Origin of the sequence: Sphingopyxis flava (assembly GCF_900168005.1) — a bacterium.
Taxonomy (GTDB): Bacteria; Pseudomonadota; Alphaproteobacteria; order Sphingomonadales; family Sphingomonadaceae; genus Sphingopyxis; species Sphingopyxis flava.
This window is the reverse complement of the sequence record NZ_FUYP01000001.1, coordinates 253895-275909: the sequence shown is the minus strand read 5'-3', so window position 1 is coordinate 275909 and position 22015 is coordinate 253895. Positions and strand designations below refer to the sequence as shown.

Below are 22015 nucleotides of genomic sequence, written 5' to 3'. Positions count from 1 at the left end.
AAAGGGCGCCGGATCTCTCCGACGCCCTTCGTCACCCCCGGTGAACTATAACCAAATTGAGGGCAGTTCCGTTCGCCAGCCCGGGCTCGATTCCATATAATGCTCGCGGCTGGTCGGCTCCTGTCTTGAGAAGCAGGATCCTTGGGGCGCGGCGTTGGCACTCGATCGAGGGACGCGCTCGCCAGCCACAATTCAGGTCAGACCATGGCTCGAGAATATGTTTACGAGGCGCGCGATCTCGTTGACGCGGGGGCGATGCACTACAATGTGCTCGCGCGCTGCCCGTGCGGTCACGCGTCGATCCTCGAGAGCATCGATCTATGGGACTGGTTCCGGCGCCGCGGCTGGGACATACGGATTCGCGCGGTCCCGCGGCGGCTCAAGTGCACGGCGTGCGAGGACGCGGCGCGCGCTCGGCAGGGGCCCTCAATCGAGCTCGTGCGGAAAGAGGCCACCGTGAGCTTGCCCACCGCAGACCTGCGCGAATTCAAGCGCGAGGTTCAGCGACGCCGTTGACTCTCAGGGCGCGTGCGGCATGCTCCGGGGCGTGTGCAACCTCTACACCACCAAAACGACCGTGGCGGAAATAGCCGACCTGTTCCGCGCCCAGCCTGCGCGAGGCTTCAATGCGCCCGAAGATACCTATCCCGGCTATCCCGGCCTTGTCGTGCGAGAGCAGGAAGGGGAGCGCATCATCGAGCAGATGGCTTGGGGCTTCCCGCGTCACACCGTCAACAAGCGCACGGGAAAGCCGAACAAGCCCCAGCCGGTCAATAATCTGCGAGACGATCGGCTCTGGACCTTCTGGCGAAAGCAATTTGTCGACCCCGCTGCGCGCTGCCTGATACCTTTCACCGCCTTTGCCGAAGCCGAGGGCGAGAAGGGCCACATGACCCGCACATGGATCAGCGTCGCCGACCAGCCGATCGCCGCATGGGCAGGGCTTTGGCGGCAGACCGATGAATGGGGCAACGCCTATTCCGGGGTCATGTGCGACGCGACGCCGGAGCTATTGGAGATCCATGACAGGATGCCGGTTATCCTTCATCCGGAACATCACGACGCCTGGCTGCATGCGCCGGCAGAAGAAGCGATGCACCTGGTCACGCAATATCCTGCCGATCGGCTCGTCGCGAACCGGACCGATCAGCCGTGGTTCGCGCGGAAGGCCAAAGACGGGCCGGGACTGATTTGAGGAGATGACGATGACCTACAAAGTCCGCGGCCCCGATCCAGACGGTGATTATTTCATCGTCGAAGTGATCGACGGAGAGGAGCGCTTTCTAGACGAGGCGTTTTCATCCGAAGAGGACGCGCTTGCGGCTATCGAGAGGATGGATGTCGCCTAGGGCAGCGCGTCCGCCAGCTACGGACGCAACCTGATGTTCCTCGGCTGCACTTCCTCGGCAGGATTAGCCCCGCAGTCGACTGGCTCTGTCGCAAATTTGTTGTAGAGCTGACACCAACGCCACGCGACGCCGTTCCGGCGCTCGCCCCAATCGAAAACGTCGCTCACCCATGCCTCATAAGCTGCTTCGCTGGTCGCTGCTGCCTCGGGCATGATCGGGCGGGGCTGTGACCGCTGATCGGCCGCCAGGCGCTCAGGGGGCGGCGGCAGGTGGCGGACATCGGCGTCCCTGCCGCATGAGCTCCCGGCAAGCGCGAGCCCGCTGGCGATTGCTGAGAGGCTGATCAGGTAGATTCGCCATTTCATCGTCCAGTGCCTTTCGGTTTTCGGTGATGCTGGTTTCGAGCGCGTCGGCGTCTTCGGCGTCCCGCTTGCCGAGGGCGGCCATCGCGTCGTCGCGTTCCTTGCGGATATCAGCGACCTTGACCTGCCATGCGGCGCGTTCATGGTCGCGACCGCGATCCCAGGCCCAGCAATAGGCGGCATAGACCGCGCCAGCGACGGCCATCGCCACGAACGCCCATGCTGCGAGCTTGGCGAAGCGTTCGCCCACGATACGGGTGGCGAGGGGGAGCAGGAGGCCGATCATCCTTCGTCATCCTTTCCGTGAATTGTCGGCATGACGCTCAGGTCGAGGTCAGCCGTATTTTGCCCGCACCAGACGAGCAGGGTGGTCGCGAAGCGGCCATGCGGCTTCACGGTCCATTCCCGGTTGGCGTGATAGTGGCAGCGCCCGACGACGCCCCGCACCGCGCCGCAGATGGCGTCGCGAAGGGCCTCCTTCGTCCAGACGTTGTGCTCGATCCACGGGATCGCCACCAGATCGATATCGCGATTGAGCGAGCCGTGAACGGTGATCGCATAGCCAGCGTCGAGCGCGGCGCGCCGGATCGCGGGCAGGATCAGGTCGAGCAGCGCGCGGTTATAGGCACCCTGCACGATATCGTCGGCGTCGGTGCGGTCCCTCATCCTTCTCCGCCTTCCGCCTTACCCTGTCGGGCGAGCCGCGTTCCGGTCGCGAGCCCGAAAACAAAGACACCGATCCCGATGCTCGCCAGAACCCGCAGGGGGCCGTCAGGAAGCACGTCAAGAAGCGCCTGCGTCTGGTCGGGGTTCGCAGCGAGATAGGCCGCCACGACGCCAGCAAGTGCCGCCAGACGAACCGACCACATGCGCCACCACGATCCGGCGTTGTCGATCAGGTATTTCATGAGCCGCTCCTATAAAGTTGAGCCTCGGCAGCACGGCGACGAGTGAGGCCTGTCATGATTTTCCTAGCCGCCCGGTTCCAGCGCTCGAATTGTCCGGCAGCCCCCGCATAGTCGCCCGCGTTGTGCAGCTTGCGCAGCGTCGAGCTTTCGAGATTGCCTTCGCCCACATTGAACGCGAACGAGACCAGCGCGTCGAACTGGGGCTGTGTCGTGACGGGGCAGAGCCGTGCCACCGCCCGCTCGAACCGGCCCACGTCCTGCCGCAGCAGCTGCTCGGCGCGCGCCTCGGTGATCACGTCGCCCGGACGGACACCGCCAGTATGGCCGATGCCGATGGTCCACGGCTCGCCACCCGTCGCGGGGTCGGGGTAGGCTTTCAATCGCAGCCCCTCGAAACGCTTGATCAGGTCGATCCCGGCTTGGCTGATCACCTTGCCTTGAAAGCGTGCATCCCACTGCGCCGCGAGCTTGTCGATCAGCGGCACGTCATCGGCCGCCAGCTTCGCCCCCGGTGCCAGCGGACGAAGGGTGTCAGCGATCGTCTTGGCTGTGGTCATTTGATCAGCCCTCCCTTGATAGCGGCAAACAGCGTAAGCAGAGCGCCCACGATCCAGCCGACCAGCGGAGACTTCGCGATTGCCGCTATCGTGCCCCGCTCGCCCCGCTGCTCGCTGCGCCACGATTCGAGATCGTCCACCCGATCCTCCACCTTCGTCAGGCGGGCTTCGTTGCGGTCCCGGCGCTCGATTGTGTGGCGGTTCTCGGCCTCCATGCGGGCGAGCTGCTGCTGGACTAAGCTCATCGTCGAATTGAACCGGTCCACGCTGTCCGACAGCCGGCGCACCTGCTCGATGAGCATCTGCTGGGCTGCTGCGTCCGGCTGCATCGGCATCATGATGGGTGCGTCAACCATCAGCGGCCTCCTTCGGTGTGGAGGGTCATGTCGCGATAATCCCGTGCGCGCGCAGGGCCGCGAGTATCGCGTTGATCTTCGCCTGCTCGTCGCCCCCAGCACTGTCCGTAATGGCCGATTGCTGCGCCCCCAGTACCTTCGTGCTGCCGACATAGTAAGCATCTGCATAGACGCGCAGCCAGTTTGCTGTGGACGTCCCAAGATAGTAGCTGTTGTTGGCGTCAGGCGCGGTGCGCCCTCGCAGAGTGATCACCTGGTTCGTGGCCGGTGCAAGGTCGATGCCCCCGGCGGTCGCCTGAAAGCGCATTCCGCTTGTCTGGTTGGACGGCGTAACGAAGTCGGTGCGCGTCCCACTTACCGCGTCCTGGATTGTTAGCACCTGCCCCGATGCCGACGTCAGCGATAGGAGGAACTGCTGCTCATTGCTGGCGGTCAACTGGAAAGCATAACTCGCGCCGTTAGCCTTCGCTGTCGTCATCTTGACCGGATCGGTAGACCAGCCGAAGCCGCCGGTCTGATCGACGTAGAAGGCCAGAACTTCCGATTTCGTTTTTCCGGTCAGCGTGGTGCTGGCGACCGTCTGGGTCGCGGCGGAATTTCCCCGAACCGCGACAGTGTAGGTTCCAGTCCCTCCGGTGCCGGTGCCAAGCGCGGCAATCGTCGTTCCTTCTTCAACCCCGGAGCCCTCGACGAAACTACCGACCGCGAGTGCGCCCGAGGCCACGTCCGTGACGGTGAGGACATTGCCACTGATCGAGCCGGTGACTTCGGCGGTCTGGGTGAACCGGTCGTAGGAGCAGCGCAGGAAGCCCGCCTCGCTGATATAGGTCCCTGGCTTGTCGGGGCGGCGGATATGATTATTCGCGCGCCGAAGCCCCAGCACATAGCCACCCGTACCGATGCTGCCGCCGACTTTATCGAGCTGCCACGTCCGACTAGCGTCGGTGTAGTCGTGGATTGTACCGGCTACGGGCGATGTTCCTCCTTGGCCTGCGCGGAAATCCATATCAAAACCGGAGACGTTCGAACTCGTCGGCGCCTGATAGTGCAGACTATTAGGGAGACCGGATAACGCATCCTGAACCGTTCCGCCGCCCTCAACGCCGATCAGCGCCGCAGCCCCATTTTCTGTCAGGTCCTTGATGAATTTCCCGATCTCGGTCGCGGTCGGCCCAGCGTCGTGGCGATAGATCGTGCCCGTTCCATCGCCATTGTCGACCCAGAAGGTGTCGCCTTCCGAGGTGCCTGCAAGCCCGGCCGAGGTGTCTGCATATTCGCCGACGCCAGCTGCAGCGAGCGCAGCGGCAGCGGCGGATTGGGCGGCAAGGGCGGACTCTGCGGCCTCCGTTTTGGCCGCAAGCGCAAGCGCCGTATTCTCCCCGAGATAGACCGGAACCGGCGTCCCGTTGAGGATGAGATTAAGATCCGCTGCCATCGGTCACCTTTCCAGAAACCTGAATGACCCCGGCGAGGAAGCGCTGTTGCGTCCCGCCGCTAGGCGTCCAGAGAATGTCGAAAACCATTTCCTCGAGCCCATCCGCATCGCCGTCCGATGGAAGGGCGGCGGTTTGGATATCGGTCAGTTCGAGCGTGATCGTGGTGACCCCATCGGCATAGGCGCCGACCGTCACGTCGAAGTCAGCAAGGGTTGCGCCGGCAGCATCAGGAGCCGCCCGAATGGAAGCCTCGAAGCTGTCGGCGCTCACGTCCATCCCGACCGCGAGCACGTAGACATAGGGCAGCCCGCGGTCGATTGCGCGCATCTGCGGCTTGCCCTGAAGGCCGAGTCCACCCTTTCCGTCTGCGGAGAGTTTCCGTAGCCAGTCGTCCCAAGCTGTCATTTCATGCTCCTCAGATCGGCCCGTCGCCGGGGCCTTCCGCTTTCGCGTTGTGGCTGATCACGCCGCTCGAAATATATGTGTGGGCTTCGGCCACGGTGATCTTCGCGACGCGCGCAGTCCCGTCCGGTTCGCCAAGGCTCGATGCTCGCACCCAGCGATTGTTGATCAAGAACCGGTGATCCGCCGTGGCCCGGATGATGACCGGCCCGTCCTCGCCTTCGAACTCGCACGCATAGACCGGCTCGTCGGCAAAGCTGACCGCCAGCACAGGCCATTCACCCCACGCCATCGTGGTTTCGTGGCGGGTCCGCAGGACGGTTCCGGGCACAAGGTCGGCCGCCGGGATCGAAGTCCCATCGGCGAGCAGGATCGGCGTGTCATCGGCCACACAGTTGCCCGGAGGCGGCGGGTCGGGTTCGGGATAGACCCCGCCTTCTCCGGCCGTATTCTGGTAGCCAAGGAAGACATAATCGGACGATCCCATCTCGTCTTCCGAGGGCCATTCGGTCGCAAGATATTCCTCGGCTTCGAGATCCCAGAAAACGCCGTAAGTCGTCGAAGAATCCAGATAAGGGATCGTGTCGGCGGGCAGCGAGATCGGGACCGCATTGGACAGCACGCCCGAAAATGCCGCAATCGATATGCTGTCCTCATCGCTCGACAGCGGGTAGTTTATCGTCTTCGATGCAAACCGGTAGGCAGCCCCGCGGCGCGCGCCGGCCGAGGTTTCGTCGCGCTCTTGCGGCGTCTGCCCCAGCGCCGGCGTCGGAGGCGCAACGCCCGTCTCACCGAGGGCATAGGCGTGCTTCGCCGGCGTCTCGCCGATCAGCGTCAACTTGACCGTCATCGTCGCCGGATCGATTTCCCGGTTGAGAATAATCGCGTCAGTATCGAGCCCGAGTTGCGGAAGATCGAGATGCAGGCATTCGCCCGGGCGATATGCGCGAAGACGCGGCATGCACGGCAGTTCGATCGGATGCAGTTCCCGGCCATTGACCAGCCGGTATGCCGCGAGTTGCGCGGCCTGATCCACGTCCTTCACGAAGTTGAACGGCCATTCCGCCGAGCGTTCTTCGCCGTCCTCGGTCACATATTCCGACACCGTCACCGCGTCGGCCTGCGTCAACTCCCAGTTATGGTCGGCGCTCCGATATTTCGGAATGATCGTGTTGAGGCGATCGCGATAGGACTGCATCGCGACGACGCTCATATTGCCGTCCGCAATGTCCTCTTCGGTGATGGTGTCCAGAGCAACGGCGGGCGCGTCAAATTTAAAGGAAAGGACGCCGCCCGGAACCGGCTCGCCCGATCCGGCCGCGCAAATGTCGATCAGGTTCTGCGAGCGGTCGCCCGGTTCGAAACAGACGCCTGAGATAGTCCAGCCGTTCGCTTCACAGACGTTGGCCCACGCCGCGACGACGGCCCAATCTATGCCATCGGCAGGAAGGCCGATGCCGAACGTCCGCTTGCCGTTCTGGTAGCGGCCATAGGCATAGGTTCCTGCGTGCAGGGCGGGATTGGTCGAATATACATAGGTGCCTTCATCGCCGAGCCGACACGAGCCCGAGCCTCCCGGAAATGTGCTGTCCTGCCGAGGGTCATAGACCTTGACCCCCTCGATATAGGCGCCAGTTACCGGCAGCCCGTTCGCGAACTTCTTACCCTTCTTGTCGAACCGATAGGACCATCCGATCGCCGCCTGTCCAGATAGCTTGTGGCTCGAGCTCCATCCCGGCGTTCCCGCCCATTGCGGCGATAGCGCGCTGCTCTCCGGGCAGGCTCCCAGTTGCGTGTCGGTGTAGAGAAATCCCGTGTACCAGCTTGATACCGCGGCGAAGTCGACCCGTGGCGAGATGCTCTGGACTGGCCCGCCGCCAGAATAAACGACCGCGTCGAACAGATAGGGGTTCGGAACCTTGTCGACCGTGCCGCCATAGCCCGCGCGATGGCGCAGGACGCCCGCGAAATGGGTGCCGCCCATGGCATAGGGCTGCGGTGCGTTGGCATCGACGATCAGCTGCGTGACCGAGCCTCGGGCCGGGGGTGGTTTGGCGAGGGCCTGAGACCCTAGCATCGCAATTCCGGAAGCAATACTAGCCGCGCTTGCGACCGTTCCAGCGGCCGCTGCAAAAGCAGCCGTGCCGATCCCGGCAGTTGCGATGGTTCCCGCAACCAGCGCCACCACGCCCGCCACAGTCCCGATGATCTTGAGCGGCTTGCTCATACTCGCCAAGCCCCCGTCAGATCTTCGACCCCAGCATCATAGATCACGACTGCGCTCCCATCGGGGAGCCACCCGAGCAGCTTTCTCGGGCCGACAAATATCAGCACCGAATCCAGCCCTTGGTCGCCGGGCGTAATGCAAATGTCCCCCGTCAGCATCATTGCAGGCGGAATGCGGACAAGGATGCTGTCGAGCATCTCGCCGACCGATTCCCAGCCGCGTTCCTTCAAGGCCTTTTTTGCCGCCAGTGCAGAGCGAATGCGGGGCAGGGTCGGCGGTTTGCGCCCCATCTGCCGCAGGTGATAGTGAGCAAGCCGGACGCAGTGCCGGCCCTCGCTCCAATCGAACGGCAGCCCTTTGAACTTGTCGAGCGTCGCCTGCGTCGCTTCCTTGCGGCGGACGGGTTCCGGCAATTGCCCGCGCCGTTTCAGCGCTTCCCGGCGTTCGTCGAGCGCGCTCATATAAGATGCTCCCGGAAGTCGCGCGGCGAGTGGTAGGGACTGGTCGTTGGGTTCGACCGCGGGCTTTCCACGCCCCATGCGATCGGGATCGAGAGGCCGGTAGCATTGTCGTGACCCAGTTCGCCGGGCCAGACCGACTTGTGCCAGGCCGAGGTCAGCGAATTTCCGATGTTGAGCTCGAACAGCCGCTCAGCGAGGGAGACGACCGCCACGGCAAGCTCCCGCGACTGGCCGACCGTCAGCATCGTGCGATCCAGCTGCCCGTCGAAGATGACGTCGGGTTCGCCATCGAGTTCGCCGGTGTCGAGGTCATACTCCCCGATCCAGAAGCGCACCCGCGACGTCTGAAACCCCGGCTGCGTCATCTCACCCGGTTCGGTCGTTCCGGGCGGCAGAAGCGTCATTTCCAGCGCCGGGACTTCGTTGCCGACACCCTCTTGCATCGCCTGAACGCTGCCGATCGTGCCGAAAACAGCGTCCTTCGACTTGTAGGTCTCCCCGTTGAATTCGATGAATCCGCCGTCGCACAGCAGGACGTTGCCATAGCTGCCGGGGAGCTCGATCTTGCAGAGACCGATCAGACCGACCCGCCTCATCCCGCTTCCTCCAATGTGAATTCAATTGCGATCAATCGGTTGACCGGGATCGCCCACGACCACTCGTTGCCGTCGACAAATCCCTCAACCATCGGCTTGGCGAGATGGACCGCGGCGCCGTCCTCAAAAGGCCAGCGCAGTTCAGGCGTGATGCTGAGCGCGACTTCCCCGCTGGCGTCCACCCGTCCGGTCTCGCTGACGTTGTGGAGATAGTGCTGGCCGTTCTCGTCCTCGATCGACAGCCAGTAACCCTCCTTCGCCGCGTATCCGGGCGTCAGGCCGCGCAGGTTGATCGTGGTGCCGGACTGGCCCGCACCGTCCACGACAGGGCTCCCCGGCGAGCCCTGAGGCACGTCGATGAGCGGGTAGGGGATGCGCAGACCCTCACGCTTGGCCTTCAGGAGCCGCGCTATAAAGATGCGCGACACGCTCGGCAGCATCGGCGGGTAGCTGACGTTCACCCGGTATCGCGAGCCCTTGCGGTCGACGCGAAGGATGGCAGCACCGGATCCCGGCCGCAGCGTCATTCCATAGTCCAGCAGCGAGGGTGCCGCCCCGTTCGGCGCGGGATCGTTCGGAAGTTCGATCATGGATTACCGCCACCGCCGAGATTGAGCATATTGCATGCGGGCGACACCGCCTTGGGCGCCTGCTTGGGCGATCCCGGGGGCCGCGCGCATGACGCGACCGTCAACGACGACATCGAAATAGGGCGAGGGAACGATCTGAGCGATTCCTCCGCCGAAGCCCTTGAGGTCATTGTTCGGCGTCACTCGCGCGCCACGGGGAAGGTCTACCAGCTCCGGGCCGCGCTCGCCGACCCACGTGAGACCGCCACCCCAGAAGCTCGTTCCGTTCGCATTGCCGGGAACCCGGTTGATATTGCCCTGGATTTTCTTCCCGAACGCGCCGATGCTCCCCAGCTGCAGTCCGAGGCTGACGATTCCTTGGAGGATATTTAGGAACCCACCCCCCTGAATTGCGCTCGATAGCCTGTCGAGAGCGGACAGGGTTTCGTCGGCCATGTCCTTGAATGATTTGACGACCTGAACCTTGGTCCCCTGCGCACTCTCTGCCAATCTCGCGAAAGTCTCGGGCAGGCGGTTCAGGGCCTCTTCGTTCAAGTCCTCGATCGACTTTTCGCCCGACAGGACCGAGACAGTCGGATCTTCCAGCGGCCGAATGTTGAGGTAGTTTCGCCAGACGCGCATGACGGCTTCCGCATATCGGTCGGCACTTATCTTTCCATTGTCCAGAGCGGCCTTGAGAAGGGCGAGGTTTACCTGCGCCTCACGCATCCCAGCCTCTTCTGGGAAAAGCGTATCGAGCAAATCCTGAAGCGGTTGCTTCGCATCCTTTGCGGATTTGCTCAGCTTATCAACGCCATCAGCCGCGCCTTTCGCACCGTCCCCGACCCCTTTTGCTGCGGGAGGTATGGCGACCATGGGCGCCTCGGCGGCGCGGATCGCTGCGTCCAAGCCGCTAACGGCGCCCTCGGCCTCCGCAATGGCCTTGTTCGTCTTCGCCAGCGCTGCCGCAGCTTGATCGGCTTCACGATTGAGGCGGGTCGCCTGCGCAGTTCCGGGAGTGATAGAGGGGCCCGCGCCGCCGGCGCCACCCAGTGCCCGCCCAAAGGTGGCAAGGAAACTTGTGTCGCTAGCGCTCTGCTCGAAGGTTTTGCGAGCCTGAGCGCGGGCTGCATCGAGTGCCGCCTTTGCTTCGACCTGCAGCTTTTTCGCCGTCTGTAGGGCCTGCTGCCCGCGTGCATAGCTCGCCTTCATCGAGGCGATCATCGCTTGGCGCTCTTGGTCTTTGGCCTTTGCGAGAGCTTGCGTCGCCTTGGTTTCGACGTCGAGAGCCGTCGCGGTTCGGAGCGCCTGGTTCTCCGCTTCCTCGGCCGCCTCGCGAGCATCGTCTGATTCGGCGGTGAAGAAGCGGAAGGCTTCGACAAGCGCCAGAACGGCCGCACCGACGACAGAGGCAACGAGCAGGCCTTTCAAAGCCACCGTCAACACGCGCGCCGCCGCCGCCGCGGGACCGGAAGCCGTTGCGAGCGCCACAATCTCGAGGCGCAGCGCGAGAAATGCCGGCGCAAGTTGGCTCACTAGAACCGAGACGAGTGGGCCGAACGCGCCAACCAGCTTGCCGATCCCGATCAGAACTGGACCGACCGCAGCGCCGATTCCCGCGATCGCGATGATGGCCGTTTGCGCTCCCGAAGGCAGTCGCGCGAAGTAGTCGAGAATATTCGCCAGCTTTTCGATGAGCGGTGTGACGACGGGAAGTAGTTTCGTGCCGATTGCGACGCGCAGTTCCTCAAAAGCAGCCGCCGCCCGCCGCATCTGGTTCGACGTGCTGTCAGAGGTCCGCGCAACGTCGCCTTGTGCATTGGTCGTAGCTTCGAGGATGAGCTGATAGCGAGCAAGGATTTTCTCTTGCTCGGTCAGTTCGTCTCCCACTCCGGTGAGGCCCATTTCCAGAGCCTTGGCCTTGACGTTTGCTTCAGTCAGAAAAACGCCGAAATCGCGAAGTGGCTCACTTTCGCCCGACAGACCGGAACGCAGTTTCTGGATCGCCGTTTCAGTGTCGACATTATAGAAACTGCCCAAATCCTGCGCGAGCTGCGCGAAGATCTGGGACATTTCCGCCGCCTTCTGGGGATTGACCGCGGTGTTGAAGAAGATGCCGAAGGTGTTCGCGGCCTTCTGCATCTCCTGCGTCGATCGCCCAAGCGCGTTACCGGTGTCCTCGGCCCACTTGTTCATCGTGTCCGACATGGCGCCGAACGTCTGGTCGAAGGCGCTTTGCAGTTCGGCGGCGTCGGAAGCCGCGTTGATCGAGGCGACACCGAAGGCCGTCAGCGGGAGCGTGATGCCAAGAGAGAGCGACTTTCCGAGCCCGGAAATCTTGTCGCCGAGCTTCGTGAACTTGCGCTCCATCTGGGCGAGGCGCTTTTCCGATAGGCTCGCCCCCTTCTCAAAGGCGGCGGTGTCAATGCCCAGCCAGACGGAAAGCCGTGCAATGACGTCGTTCATCGCCATGCGTTATCCCTTCCGTTTCGCTTTGCGCTGAGCGCTCTTTGCGAGCGCAAGCAGTTTGCGCGCGCCGTCATTCCGGCGCTCGGCATCGGTCATTGGCTTCAGATACTCGAGCAGTGGCTTCAATCGCTGGGCACGGCCAAAATTCGCGAAGTGCCATCCGGTCGCAAGAGCGAGCGAATGCGCGGCCTTGAACCTCGCTCCGACGATCAGTTCGAAGGTGCTCGGCGTTTGCCGCCAGAAGGCGTCCGGGTCGAGCCCGCCTTCGCACCATCGCGACCAGAGGTCGGCCCAGTCGGGACCGCGTTTCCCGACTCCTTACCCTCCGCTTTCGGAAAGGCCGCATCGACAGCCGCCATCATCCCGTTTGCAACGGCCTCGAAGTCCGTCAGGATGATCGCGGTCGCGTCGTCAGCGGTGAAGTCGGGATGGTGCCGGCGAAGGCCGCCGAGCAGGAGCGCCCGGACGGCCCCGACATAGCCCTGTGCCGCATCGGCCATGAGCCGCGGCAAGGGCTTGCCATAGGCCTGCTCAGCCTCAACCAGCGCCTCGAAGTCGAGCTGGAAAATAAACTCCCGCCCGTCGCCCAGCTTGAGCGGCGCTTCACCCTTCAGAGGATTCACGAGACGTAGGCCTCAATGTCCTCAACCGTGACGATGCGGAAGGTAGCGGTTGCTTCCATAACACCGTCCGGGGTCACGCGGCCACGCGAATAGCCGGTGCACTTGCAAGTGCCCTCGATCTGCGCGACGGGCTCGCCGTTTTCGGGCAGCACCGCCTTGAACGCGCGAACGTCGCCGGCCTTCAGTGCCGCTTCGAGCATCGTGTCGGTGTCGCTCAGCGGACGGAAGTTCAGCAGGACTTCGAAGTCGCTGTCTTCGTAGAAGCCGCTCAGGTAGCTGCGGCGCCAATCGGGCGACTTGAGATGCGTCGCTTCGACCTGCTCGCGCGTTCCTCCGGTCGGAACGTCGAATTCCTTGACCTGCACAAGCTCGTAAAGGTTTGCCGCCTGGTCGTCAGACGACAGGTGGAACTCGCCGAAGTAGCCCACCGAGGCTTCAGCCGTTTCTGCCATGATAAAAATTCCATCTTGCCGCACGAGGCGGACTGGGACTCGGCGTCATCACGACGCGGAATCTCGGGTTGAACGAACGGACCTAAGTGATGCACGGCCAGCCGGTCCAAGCTGGCGCGAATCTCAATCTTGAAAGGTGTGCTCCATCATCGCTTCCACGATCTGGTGATGGATGAAGCCATTCGGCGTGTCGGTGCCTTGGCCTTCGCGCGGGCCTTCGCACTTGACCCGACCGACCCGGCCTCCGGTTGCCGACCAAGGTGCATCGAGCGCCTTCACGATCTTTGTCCCCAGCTGCTTTGCAGCCCCGAAAGACGAAGCGAAGCAACTGGCCTGTATCCGCGTCCTCCGCGATCCCTGATAGCCCTTCAGATGCTCCGGCCTCGGGTCGCTGATAATGTGCAGCCGGACATAGGGCAGGGCAGCGTTTTGCGGGACGACGCCCCAATAGATGCGGGTCGAGACAGCGGCGACGGCGGAATCGGCGATGAGGCGATTGCGAAAGGCAGTTGCGAGGTCCGCCATGTCAACGCCCCCTTGCCAGCTTCCGCGCGATGCGCGCCTTTGCCTTGTCGATTTCCTGCGTCAGCACGCTCTTTACCTCACGGATGACCGCTTCGCCTTCGCTGTCGGCAGCTGGGCGAGCGTATGGATTGGGCGTCATCTCGACCGTGCCGTCCTCTTGCCAGCCCGCGTTTGCTCGCGCCCTGCGACCCTCCGGCGCCGGGCCTGTCATCACCGCGACCCCCGTCGAGCGATCGAACCGAGCCTGTCCCCGCGACCTCTTTGCCGTGACGCGCTGAGTTCGCATTGTCTGGTTCAAGTGCTTGCCGTCGCCGTCCCGGTCCACAGGGTCATAGGGAGCGAGTTCGCCCATCCGGATCCTTATCCGCTCCATCGACTTTTCAGCCGTTCGGTTCAGCACGTTCCGCGCCGTCGCCTTCGGGAGGTCGTTCGCTAGCGCCCTGTCCAATTCGCGGAATCCCTCGATTTTGAATGTCTGCCGAGCCATCACTCAACTACCCGCGTTGCGGTTGCCTCAAGGAACCCGCGTTGCGGCGAACCATCCGAAACGTCGGTTATGTCCCAATTTGCCCCGTCGTGAACGATGCGATCCCGAACCAGCAGGCCGCGCGTTCTGGCGTTCGAGTGCATCATGAAGGTCGCGGTCTTTGTCCCTTGTTCGCGTGCCGCTTGGCGTCGTTCATCGCCGCGCCCCTGAAACTTCTTCGCCCGCTCGTCGCCAAGGTCGGTCCACGTCCGGACTTCCTCGCCATATTCATCCTGCGTGGCGGTATAGCGCTGCAGGGTGATTTTCTGGTCCAGAACGAACGGTTTCATGCGACGGTCGGGGTTCGATAAGGGCCGGCGAGGGCGACGAAGGCGCGCGGCAGGTTGTGGATCGGGTCCAGTTCAACATCCTCGTCCGAATAGTAACGCCACCTGATCCAGATGATCTGCGCGGCGCTCAACTCGTCGGCATAGACATCGTATCCCTCGCCGACGAAGCGCAGCAGGGCGGAAAGTGACTGGACGATCAGGTCGTTAAGCTGATCGTCATCGTCGTTGTGGAGGACGTGCAAATGCTTTTTGACGTCTGACAGACTGACGCTCATGCCGCCTCCATCAAATCCAGATGATAATGCTCGCGCGCGAACGGGTCGATTTTCCGCACGTCCCACGGTTTCAGATTGCCGGGGAAGAAGAGAACCCGCGGCGGCACCTTGTCCCGGCGCGTTCGATAGGCCCCGCCAAACCAGTAAACCCCGTCTGCATCGTCCCAGACAGGTTCATTCGGCCCGAGCTTGTGCATCAGCCACGCTTGATCGGACCCGCAGAAGAGGCGCCCCGATTCCAGCGCGGCCTCCTGGTTGAAATCCTCGTAAACATCGGGTCGGCAGCCCGCCCGGATCATCATCATCGATCCGTTATACGGACGCCCCCGCAGCGTCCCCTTGAACAGTACAAGATCCTCGGGCCGACCAAACAGCGGGTCGAGCGGGCCGCCGACCACAACGTCAAGGTCCATCGAAACGAACCGCTCGCCGAAAATCTCCCCGGCATCGCGGCGGAACATCGACAGTCGCCGGTAACATTGGGGCCGGCCGTTGGTCCAACGCGGGTTGGAGATATCGAGAAAATCCCCTGGCGGGGTGATGATCTCCACGCTCCGGTCGATCCCTTCCGGCATATCGGTCACGCAGGCGATGCGGTGCGGCATCGACAGGTTGCGGCGCACCATTGCGGCCCACACGTTCACATGCTCAGCCGTGTATACTGTGCGGCTCTTCTCCTGCCGCCAGAGCCACGTCAAAATCGTGATCATAGGGCGCGCTCATATTCCTGCGACAAGGTGACGATCTGATCTGCGCGGCCCTCAGCGGCCTTCCTGATCGCGACGGCCTCACGCTCACCGGGCTTGCGTCCCTCCTTCCTCGGCAGGGTCGCGGTGTTGGCGTCCGGCACGATGTCGCGCCAGTAGCGGACCAGCGGAACCTTCTTGAGAAACCCCTCCTTCGCGGTCGCGAACAGCCGGGTCTTGAAAAGGCCATCCGTGCCATACTGGCCGCAATAATCCTCGTCGTATCCCCCGACCCTCCAATAGAGGCCTCGGGTCATGACAAAGCTGTTGGGGTGCGGCTTCATCTTTCCCTTGGCGTTCAATGTCGGCAATCCGGTGTCGGCCTCGATCCGGTGCAGGAAATAAGCGGTGCCAGCGTCCAGTCGGCCGAGGCGCTTCAGCAATGCGTCGGCGGCCTCTGCCGTTAGCACATGGTCGATATCGGTCAGCAGCAGCCACGGGCCCACGGCTTCATGGGCGCCGATATTGCGGCATCCGTGCTGCCACCAAGGCCGATCCTCCAGCACTCGATAAATCCGCAGGTCCGGCAGGCCCTCGGGTCGTTCAACGTCAACCGCGGGCTCCGGCGATCCGTCATCGACAATCACGACCTCGATCTGCGCTTTCGCCTTTTCCGACCAGCGCGTCATCTCGGCGTATTGCAGGGAAAGTTGCCCTGGGTTGCGATAATAGGGCATCACCAGCGAGATGATCGTCACCGCGCATTCTCCCGCCTGAAAAACATATGTCGGCCCTCGATGCGCGAGGCCCGTTTGCGAAGGTGCAGCCGCGCCGGCTTGTTCGGATCGCCGGGGAAGCTGATCACGAATTCGCCACCGGGTTCGAGATGATCAGCAAGGATGCGGCCGATAAATTCATCCCACGCGCCGATCGACCAGTCGCGGCCATAGTTGGTCAGGATGGACGTGATCGAATGATAGCGCCCGACCGGCAGGGGTTGCCCCGCCTCGATCCGGTGATGGATCGCCGGTTGACGCCAGAATGCGCGCAGGCCGTCATAGAGCGCATAACAGTCCAGCCCTTCGGCGCTGTGCCCGTAATAATTGGCGATGAGGCCCATATGCCCGGCGCCCGAGCCCAGATCGAGCGTGCGCAGGCTCTTCGCATTGTGCCAGCCGAGCCAGCGGGCAACGGGGAGCAGTTTGCCCACGCGCTCGCAGACGGCCACGAACTTGGGATCGATCTGGCCCCGATAGTCGGTCTGCACCTTCGCATAGGCGGCCGTGTCATAATTCTGGCCGATCCATTCATAGAGCGCGGCCAGATCACGATCGCGCGTGGTCCCGATCGAGCGTTTCAGCGCCTCGTCAAGCGGCAGCGCGTTCTCCTGCGCGACGGTCAGCATGGGAAAATAGCGTCCTGCGACAGCGTGCAAAAGACCGGGATACCCGCCTCGCGCGCGATGATGCCCGCCTGTTTCGGGCAACTTTCGATAAACATCTCGACCCCCAGCCTTTCCGCGTGCCCAGCCTTCCACGCGCCGCGGCCACCTGTCGCCCGCATCGCCTCCATCCGCTCGCCCTTGGTCGCCCAAGGGGTCATGGTCAGGCTCTCAAACTGCATCCCGTGCCGCGCGAGCCACGCCTCGGTTTCGGGGCGATATTTCTCCGCCCGCCCGGTGATAATGTGCCCGATCGGGCGCTGCGGGATGAATAGCGGTTCGGCAGTCGACAGAAACTCGGCGTAGCGCGGGCCATCGTCATTCTCGGCCTTCGTGTTGTCGCGGCAGAGAACCCCGTCGAAATCGAAGCCCCATCTCGGTAGGCGAATGTGCTTCGTCCAGTTCCATGCAAAGACGCGCGGGCCGTGCACCGTCTCGAACCACATATCGCAGACCGATTCCGGCGCGACCTGATAGGGGCCGAAGATCGCGAGGCGCGTTGCCTTCGTTCCCTTCGGCAGCAGGGCCACAGCGCGCTTGAACGCCCCGCCCTTGTTGCAGCTATCATCGACCAGCAGAATGCGGTTCCCAGCCGCCACAGGGCGACCGGAGCGGCCATGCACGATGCCTCGGCCATATCCCTCGACATCGGCGAGCGGCATTTGCAGCTGCGTGGCGATGATGCTCGCCGGGATCATCCCCGAGCGAGGGACGCCAACGATGCAGTCATAGGCGCCCCGGTCGATCCGGTGAAGGTTCGCCGTGATGATGCGCGCCATGTCGGACAGGGTGCGGATGCTCAGCATTTCCGCCCCCGTAGCCCCATGTTGATGCCCCGATGCTTTTTCGTGCCCCGCGGCTCGTCCACCGTCTCCAGATCGACCAGTCCCGCCCGCTCGAAGCACTCGCGCAGATAGCGCGGGGTCAGGATAGCCCGATGCATGTTCGCGCCCCGGTCGCCCCGCTTGGCGTAGCAGAGGATCCGGCCCGCAGCGGCGACGAAGGGATGATCCTTGTGCAGCTCGCGCTTCCACGCCCCCGCCGAGCGGCTGGTTTCGCCCGTTTCCTCCCATTCGAGCATAGCCCGCATGAGCGCGGTTGAATCGACCGTGTGAACCTCAAGCCAGCCACCCGGCGCCAGAACCCGCGCCCATTCGGCTATCGTGGCCTCTACGTCGAACCATTCGATATGCTCGATGCAGTGCGACGAATAAACCTCGCCGAAAGTGCCATCCTTGAAAGGCAGTTTCCGCGCATCACCGACATGATCGGTGAAGGGTCCGGGAAAGAGGTTGAAGGTCTCGAAGCCCGGCAGTCTCTCAGCGCCGGGGCCGATTTCGAGGCGCCTCATTCCTTCGCGCTCTTGCCGTCGCGCCCCTTGCGAGCGGCGATCATCCAGCCGCTATCGGGGCTGTCCGGCTTGGCGTCAGTGTCCTTCGTCGCGGCCCACAGGCTGCCGCCCCAGACAACCATGTCGCCTTTCCGATAATCCCGGCCTTCTTTGTAGGCTTCGCGGAAGATCGGGACAGGGAACTCCAGCTCAAAGGTGTGCATGACGTCGCCGCGCAGGAACTTGAACTCCAGCGTCCGCTCGTCGGTCTGCTCGATGTCGAAGTCGTCGAGCGTGAACGTCTCTCCGGGCTTTCCGTCTTTACCCACGACCAGGCCGAGATTGTGCGTCCGTCCGTCGCTGGTCGTGACGACGAGATTGCCGTCGCGGTCGATCATCGCGCCGGCGAGGCCAATGCCCGGTTCGCCTTTTTCCGCTGGCGGAAGAGCTTTCACAGCCTTGGCGATCCCGTCCTCGATCATCTTGCCAATTTCCGCCATGTCCGGCGGCGCCTCAGGGGCGGGCAGGGCAGATACAGCCTTGTCGACCATCGCCTGCACTTCCTCCGGGTCCACACTCTTGCCGTCCTGCGGGACAGGGATTTCGGCGATGGCGGCTGAAACCGCGTCGGTGATCAGCGATTTTGCGACTTCGACGGTCGCGTAGCCTTCGAGACTCGGCATTTCGCGGGCTTCCAATGCGGCGAGGCGCTTGGCGAGTTCCGCGTTTTCATCGCGAAGGGACTTGTTTTCGGCGGCCAGTGCGCCGGTCGCGCGGTCCACATAGGCCCGCACAGCTTCCAGCATCGCCTCGCCAAAGGCCTTGCCATCGAACATCAGATGAGCCCCTTCTGAAATACGAGCAGCGCCTTGGCGGCTTCCAATTCCATCGCGTTATCGTTCGCTGCATCTGCGGGCGGCGCCTGTGTGCCGGTATCGCCCTTCGCGAACGGGTCGTCTTTCGCGTCGCGCTTCGCCAGCGCCTCGAGCGAATAGTCTTGCTGCTGGCGATAAACGCTATCCCCGCCGGGCGTCGGCTTGAGGTCGAGCTTCCGCCGCCCTTCGTTCGGCGTCATAAGGTTCTTGCCCTTGTCGAGCACTTCCATCTGCGTCACGCCGTCCATGCGGAGCAGATTGTCGATATCGAACTCGGTCCCGAGCTTTTCGCCGGTGCCCAGAGCCTCGTCGAGCAGGATCTCGATCGCCTCAATCAGGATCTGGAGGCATTGCGAATAATATTCGACGTTGAGCGCCTGCACATTGTTATAGCTCGGCAGCGCACCGACACCGATCTTGTAGGGAGGAACGTGGAAGGTCGAACAGACAACCTCGGCCGTCCACTTCATCTGCTCGACCATCTGGGCGTCAATCGGGTCGACCGTCAGCCCTTCGAACTTCATGCCGTCGCCCAGCACGGCGACCTTTGCGCGGTTCTGACCAGTAAAGCCGGTGTCCCAAGCCTCCTTGACTGCCGCCGCGGCTGCCGGATCGATGCGCCCCGGCGCGATCAGAATGCCGCTCGGCCTTGAGGCATTGGCGAACAGGTGCGTCGCGTTCTCTTGTATCTTGAGGCCCTGCGTTGCGGCGAGCCCGCAGGCGAAGATCGGCGACAGCCCTACAAGCGGATGGAAAAGGCAATTGAAGCGGTCGTGAATAATCTCGCTCGCAGGAACAATCACGGTCGGCTGCTCGATCCCCGCCACATTGTCCGTCGAAAGCTCGTAATAGACATCGCCGTTCGGGGCGATAAGCGGCTTCACCCGGTTCGGGTCGAGCACATAGAGCCCGGTCACGACATTGCGGTTGTCGCGCTTTTTCAGGACGTAGGTGTTGCCGCGTGAGAGTTTCGACAGCACCCACGATTCGAAAAACTGGATGCGGGTCTGAAAACCGTTCGGTTTGCGCAGCACCGGCGAATAGGCGGCGTTCGCGGTCTCTTCCCAGATGCCATCGGTGAAGCGAACCAACTTCACGCGCAGCTTGGCAATATCTGAGGCAATGAGCGTCATGCACGAAAAGACGGCATGGAAAGCCAGCACCGCGGTCTGGTCGATCGTGACGTTCTGCTGCCACGCGCCGGGATAACTTTCCCGGATAAGCGGCCACCATCCGCCCCGGCTGTCCGGGGATGCGAGATTGGCTTTGGTGCGCGGCGCGAGACCGGCCGAGATGACGGACAGGGCGCGTTCAAGCACGATAGGCACCCCTACGAATGATGGCGGCGAAGGCGATGCAGGCCATGCCGGCCGCGATCAGCGTCCACGCCGTGCCGACGAGCAAGTAAATGCCCGAGAGGATGAGGCCAGCGCCGATCAGCGCGATCAGCAGCATGGCGAGGATTTCGGTCATTAACCGGCCGCGATCTTTTCGCGCAGCACTTCGGCCGACCAGCCGGGGAATGCGCGCTTGCCGAACTTGGCTTCGTACTCGGCGCGAAGGGCGGGGCGTTCGTCGGTCTCGGCGGGGCGATGCGTGTCGTCAAGCGAGTTCCGGCGCGGGTCGACCGGCACGTATTTAGGCGCATCATCCGCGACCATATCGCGCGTCGCATAGCGCGCTTTGCCGATGCCGATCAGCAACCGCGCATCGCGGTCGTGACGCGCCTCGAACGGCTCGCCAGCTGACAGGCGGCGGGTGCCGTATTTAAGGCGTTTCGTGGCGATCATGTCGACCATTTCGCGTTCTCCAAAAATGACGGGCGGCCCGAAGACCGCCCGCCGTTCATGCGACCCGGATTAGCTCGGGTTGACCGGTCCACCCCATGCGACGCCAGTCAGGTAAGCAACGCCGCTCGGGCGACGACGCTTCCAGTTCAGGTGCCGCTCGGCGCGCAGCGCAACCAGGTTGTTCTGGAAGAGCGAGACCAGCGAAGCGCCGGTCCCCGCCGAACCGTCCTGCGTGAACCCGCTGTCGAGCATTTCGAGCGAAGCCTCGCGGCTCATGTCGACCTGCACACCGCCTTCGTCGCCAAAGTAGATGTCCGAGGCGTTCACGAGTGCGACGGTATCGCCGGCATATTCCGACACGATCGCCGGCAGTCCCTCGAACACGCCGCCCGACATGCTGATGCCGGGGAACTCGCGCTGCCCGAGCGGATTCAGGATCAGCGACAGCGCAAGAGCGTTGGTCGCCGACATGATCCAGACACCGGACGAGGGCGGGTTGTTCGCGTCGATGAACTTCTGGAAAACCGAGCGGACGTCGAGACGAATGTCGTCAGCGTCCGAGTAGCTTTCCGATACGATCGCCGCCGCACCATTGGTGATCGAGGCGGGCTTGACGTTAGGCGTGCCGCCATTCGACGGATCGATGAACGCGGTATCGATGCCGGCCGCAATGGCGTCGCGGAGGCTGTCGCGAACGATCGCTTCCGAGCTGGGGCTGGAATCGCGGATATTCTCTTCCGTCAGGACCGCGATATTCGCGATCTTGTTCGGCTCCAGCGTGGTTGCGTCGAAATCGAACGCGGTCAGCGGCTTCGGCTTGCCTTCACCGACCCAATAGGCAGCGCCGCCGCCGGTTTGGGAAATGAGACGCTGGCGGAACGGCACCATGCGAAGGCCAGGGACGTCGTTAGTCCCGAACTTGCCGAGGATCGTTGCCGGGCGGAGATAGGCCACGAAATCAGCGACAGCGCCGCCCTCATCCGAAACCAGATCCGAAGCCCAGTTGCCGCTCGCGGTCGAGCCGGGAACGACAGCGCCCTTGGTCATCAGGCCCTTGACCATGCCGTAGACGTTGCTGTTCTCGCCATACATGCGCTCCGCGACCTGAAGGACGGGTTCGCTGTCCAGACGCGAGATGGCCTTGACCTTGGCGAAGCGGGCGAACTCAAGGCCCGGCTCAAGCTTGGGCTGAGCTTTGACCTCGATGCGGTGACCCGAGCGCGACAGAGACGCCTCTTCGGCGTTCTGGCCGGCGGGGGCAACGGACTTCTTCTTGTCGTCCTCGATCTTGGCCTTCGCCATCGCCTCCATCGCCTTCAGGCGCTTCAGATGCTTGTCGACGGCCTCGATGTCAGCCTGGTTGTTGTCGAACTCTTCTTCCTGCTCGGCGTCGAGCGTCGAGCCTTCATCGGCCGCCTTGGCGATGATCGCCTCATTGGCCGCAACGAGGGCCGCGCGCTTCTCTTCGAAGGCGCGAATCTGTTCCGCAATGTTCATGATGAAAAATCCA

At 63.1% G+C, this 22015-nt stretch carries 31 protein-coding genes; 3 read left to right on the top strand and 28 right to left on the bottom strand.

The window, feature by feature from the left end:
* The first annotated feature begins 204 nt into the window (after positions 1–204).
* From B5X69_RS01475 to B5X69_RS21275, 3 genes are read left to right on the top strand one after another with little or no spacing between them, the layout of a single operon-like run.
* Complete coding sequence (locus B5X69_RS01475; protein WP_079636902.1) at positions 205–516, top strand: hypothetical protein; 312 nt, start codon at positions 205–207, stop codon at positions 514–516.
* Between the two features lie 19 nt (positions 517–535).
* Positions 536–1195 carry an SOS response-associated peptidase gene (locus B5X69_RS01470; RefSeq protein WP_079636901.1) on the top strand — a complete coding sequence of 220 codons (660 nt, stop codon included), beginning with the start codon at positions 536–538 and terminating at the stop codon, positions 1193–1195.
* Between the two features lie 10 nt (positions 1196–1205).
* Entirely contained in the window at positions 1206–1349 is a 144-nt protein-coding gene (locus tag B5X69_RS21275) for a hypothetical protein (RefSeq protein ID WP_176141476.1), read from the top strand.
* A gap of 252 nt (positions 1350–1601) precedes the next feature.
* Here the strand turns inward: B5X69_RS21275 and B5X69_RS01465 are convergent, their stop codons facing one another.
* From B5X69_RS01465 to B5X69_RS01335, 28 genes are all read right to left on the bottom strand, one after another.
* Positions 1602–1997 (bottom strand): hypothetical protein, encoded by a 396-nt coding sequence (locus tag B5X69_RS01465; protein ID WP_079636900.1) that lies wholly within the window; start codon positions 1995–1997, stop codon positions 1602–1604.
* Positions 1994–2377, bottom strand: coding sequence for a hypothetical protein (locus B5X69_RS01460; RefSeq protein ID WP_079636899.1), 384 nt, complete (start codon positions 2375–2377; stop codon positions 1994–1996). The genes B5X69_RS01465 and B5X69_RS01460 overlap by 4 nt, the downstream gene beginning before the upstream one ends.
* Complete coding sequence (locus tag B5X69_RS01455) at positions 2374–2619, bottom strand: DUF7940 domain-containing protein (protein ID WP_079636898.1); 246 nt, start codon at positions 2617–2619, stop codon at positions 2374–2376. Before B5X69_RS01455 ends, B5X69_RS01460 begins: the two co-directional genes overlap by 4 nt.
* Positions 2616–3176 (bottom strand): lysozyme, encoded by a 561-nt coding sequence (locus tag B5X69_RS01450; protein WP_079636897.1) that lies wholly within the window; start codon positions 3174–3176, stop codon positions 2616–2618. The genes B5X69_RS01455 and B5X69_RS01450 overlap by 4 nt, the downstream gene beginning before the upstream one ends.
* Entirely contained in the window at positions 3173–3532 is a 360-nt protein-coding gene (locus B5X69_RS01445) for a hypothetical protein (protein WP_079636896.1), read from the bottom strand. Before B5X69_RS01445 ends, B5X69_RS01450 begins: the two co-directional genes overlap by 4 nt.
* A 25-nt stretch (positions 3533–3557) precedes the next feature.
* The gene (locus B5X69_RS01440) at positions 3558–4967 is read right to left on the bottom strand and encodes a hypothetical protein (RefSeq protein WP_079636895.1); all 1410 of its coding nucleotides are present in this window, start codon (positions 4965–4967) and stop codon (positions 3558–3560) included.
* Positions 4951–5373, bottom strand: coding sequence for a hypothetical protein (locus B5X69_RS01435; protein ID WP_139375618.1), 423 nt, complete (start codon positions 5371–5373; stop codon positions 4951–4953). The genes B5X69_RS01440 and B5X69_RS01435 overlap by 17 nt, the downstream gene beginning before the upstream one ends.
* A gap of 10 nt (positions 5374–5383) precedes the next feature.
* Positions 5384–7597, bottom strand: coding sequence for a Hint domain-containing protein (locus B5X69_RS01430; protein WP_079636893.1), 2214 nt, complete (start codon positions 7595–7597; stop codon positions 5384–5386).
* Positions 7594–8058, bottom strand: coding sequence for a DUF6950 family protein (locus B5X69_RS01425; protein ID WP_079636892.1), 465 nt, complete (start codon positions 8056–8058; stop codon positions 7594–7596). The genes B5X69_RS01430 and B5X69_RS01425 overlap by 4 nt, the downstream gene beginning before the upstream one ends.
* Entirely contained in the window at positions 8055–8654 is a 600-nt protein-coding gene (locus tag B5X69_RS01420; protein WP_079636891.1) for a hypothetical protein, read from the bottom strand. The genes B5X69_RS01425 and B5X69_RS01420 overlap by 4 nt, the downstream gene beginning before the upstream one ends.
* Positions 8651–9244 (bottom strand): hypothetical protein, encoded by a 594-nt coding sequence (locus tag B5X69_RS01415; RefSeq protein ID WP_079636890.1) that lies wholly within the window; start codon positions 9242–9244, stop codon positions 8651–8653. The genes B5X69_RS01420 and B5X69_RS01415 overlap by 4 nt, the downstream gene beginning before the upstream one ends.
* A gap of 3 nt (positions 9245–9247) precedes the next feature.
* A complete protein-coding gene (locus B5X69_RS01410; RefSeq protein ID WP_079636889.1) occupies positions 9248–11695 on the bottom strand; it encodes a phage tail tape measure protein in 2448 nt (815 codons plus the stop codon).
* A gap of 206 nt (positions 11696–11901) precedes the next feature.
* The gene (locus B5X69_RS01405; RefSeq protein WP_079636888.1) at positions 11902–12315 is read right to left on the bottom strand and encodes a hypothetical protein; all 414 of its coding nucleotides are present in this window, start codon (positions 12313–12315) and stop codon (positions 11902–11904) included.
* Positions 12312–12767: a phage tail tube protein gene (locus tag B5X69_RS01400; protein ID WP_079636887.1), complete on the bottom strand. Its 456-nt coding sequence runs from the start codon at positions 12765–12767 to the stop codon at positions 12312–12314. Before B5X69_RS01400 ends, B5X69_RS01405 begins: the two co-directional genes overlap by 4 nt.
* Positions 12768–12890: 123 nt before the next feature.
* On the bottom strand, positions 12891–13292 hold the full coding sequence (gene gp17 / locus B5X69_RS01395; protein ID WP_079636886.1) for a tail completion protein gp17: 402 nt from the start codon (positions 13290–13292) through the stop codon (positions 12891–12893).
* 1 nt (position 13293) lies between these two features.
* Positions 13294–13692 carry a hypothetical protein gene (locus B5X69_RS01390; protein ID WP_139375617.1) on the bottom strand — a complete coding sequence of 133 codons (399 nt, stop codon included), beginning with the start codon at positions 13690–13692 and terminating at the stop codon, positions 13294–13296.
* An 86-nt stretch (positions 13693–13778) separates the two neighbouring features.
* Complete coding sequence (locus B5X69_RS01385) at positions 13779–14108, bottom strand: phage head closure protein (RefSeq protein WP_079636884.1); 330 nt, start codon at positions 14106–14108, stop codon at positions 13779–13781.
* Positions 14105–14383 carry a head-tail connector protein gene (locus B5X69_RS01380; RefSeq protein WP_079636883.1) on the bottom strand — a complete coding sequence of 93 codons (279 nt, stop codon included), beginning with the start codon at positions 14381–14383 and terminating at the stop codon, positions 14105–14107. Before B5X69_RS01380 ends, B5X69_RS01385 begins: the two co-directional genes overlap by 4 nt.
* Positions 14380–15093: a hypothetical protein gene (locus tag B5X69_RS01375; RefSeq protein ID WP_079636882.1), complete on the bottom strand. Its 714-nt coding sequence runs from the start codon at positions 15091–15093 to the stop codon at positions 14380–14382. Before B5X69_RS01375 ends, B5X69_RS01380 begins: the two co-directional genes overlap by 4 nt.
* Positions 15090–15827, bottom strand: a complete 738-nt coding sequence (locus tag B5X69_RS01370; RefSeq protein WP_079636881.1) for a glycosyltransferase family 2 protein — start codon at positions 15825–15827, stop codon at positions 15090–15092. Before B5X69_RS01370 ends, B5X69_RS01375 begins: the two co-directional genes overlap by 4 nt.
* Positions 15824–16474 (bottom strand): class I SAM-dependent methyltransferase, encoded by a 651-nt coding sequence (locus B5X69_RS01365; protein ID WP_079636880.1) that lies wholly within the window; start codon positions 16472–16474, stop codon positions 15824–15826. The genes B5X69_RS01370 and B5X69_RS01365 overlap by 4 nt, the downstream gene beginning before the upstream one ends.
* Positions 16468–17316: a phosphoribosyltransferase family protein gene (locus B5X69_RS01360; RefSeq protein WP_079636879.1), complete on the bottom strand. Its 849-nt coding sequence runs from the start codon at positions 17314–17316 to the stop codon at positions 16468–16470. Before B5X69_RS01360 ends, B5X69_RS01365 begins: the two co-directional genes overlap by 7 nt.
* Positions 17310–17861, bottom strand: a complete 552-nt coding sequence (locus tag B5X69_RS01355; RefSeq protein ID WP_079636878.1) for a class I SAM-dependent methyltransferase — start codon at positions 17859–17861, stop codon at positions 17310–17312. The genes B5X69_RS01360 and B5X69_RS01355 overlap by 7 nt, the downstream gene beginning before the upstream one ends.
* A complete protein-coding gene (locus B5X69_RS01350; RefSeq protein ID WP_079636877.1) occupies positions 17858–18676 on the bottom strand; it encodes a hypothetical protein in 819 nt (272 codons plus the stop codon). The genes B5X69_RS01355 and B5X69_RS01350 overlap by 4 nt, the downstream gene beginning before the upstream one ends.
* Positions 18676–20034 carry a phage portal protein gene (locus tag B5X69_RS01345; RefSeq protein WP_245798508.1) on the bottom strand — a complete coding sequence of 453 codons (1359 nt, stop codon included), beginning with the start codon at positions 20032–20034 and terminating at the stop codon, positions 18676–18678. Before B5X69_RS01345 ends, B5X69_RS01350 begins: the two co-directional genes overlap by 1 nt.
* Positions 20027–20188 carry a hypothetical protein gene (locus tag B5X69_RS21270; RefSeq protein WP_176141475.1) on the bottom strand — a complete coding sequence of 54 codons (162 nt, stop codon included), beginning with the start codon at positions 20186–20188 and terminating at the stop codon, positions 20027–20029. Before B5X69_RS21270 ends, B5X69_RS01345 begins: the two co-directional genes overlap by 8 nt.
* Positions 20188–20514, bottom strand: coding sequence for a hypothetical protein (locus B5X69_RS01340; protein ID WP_079636876.1), 327 nt, complete (start codon positions 20512–20514; stop codon positions 20188–20190). Before B5X69_RS01340 ends, B5X69_RS21270 begins: the two co-directional genes overlap by 1 nt.
* 60 nt (positions 20515–20574) lie before the next feature.
* Positions 20575–22002: a phage major capsid protein gene (locus B5X69_RS01335; RefSeq protein WP_217699087.1), complete on the bottom strand. Its 1428-nt coding sequence runs from the start codon at positions 22000–22002 to the stop codon at positions 20575–20577.
* Positions 22003–22015: the final 13 nt, after the last annotated feature.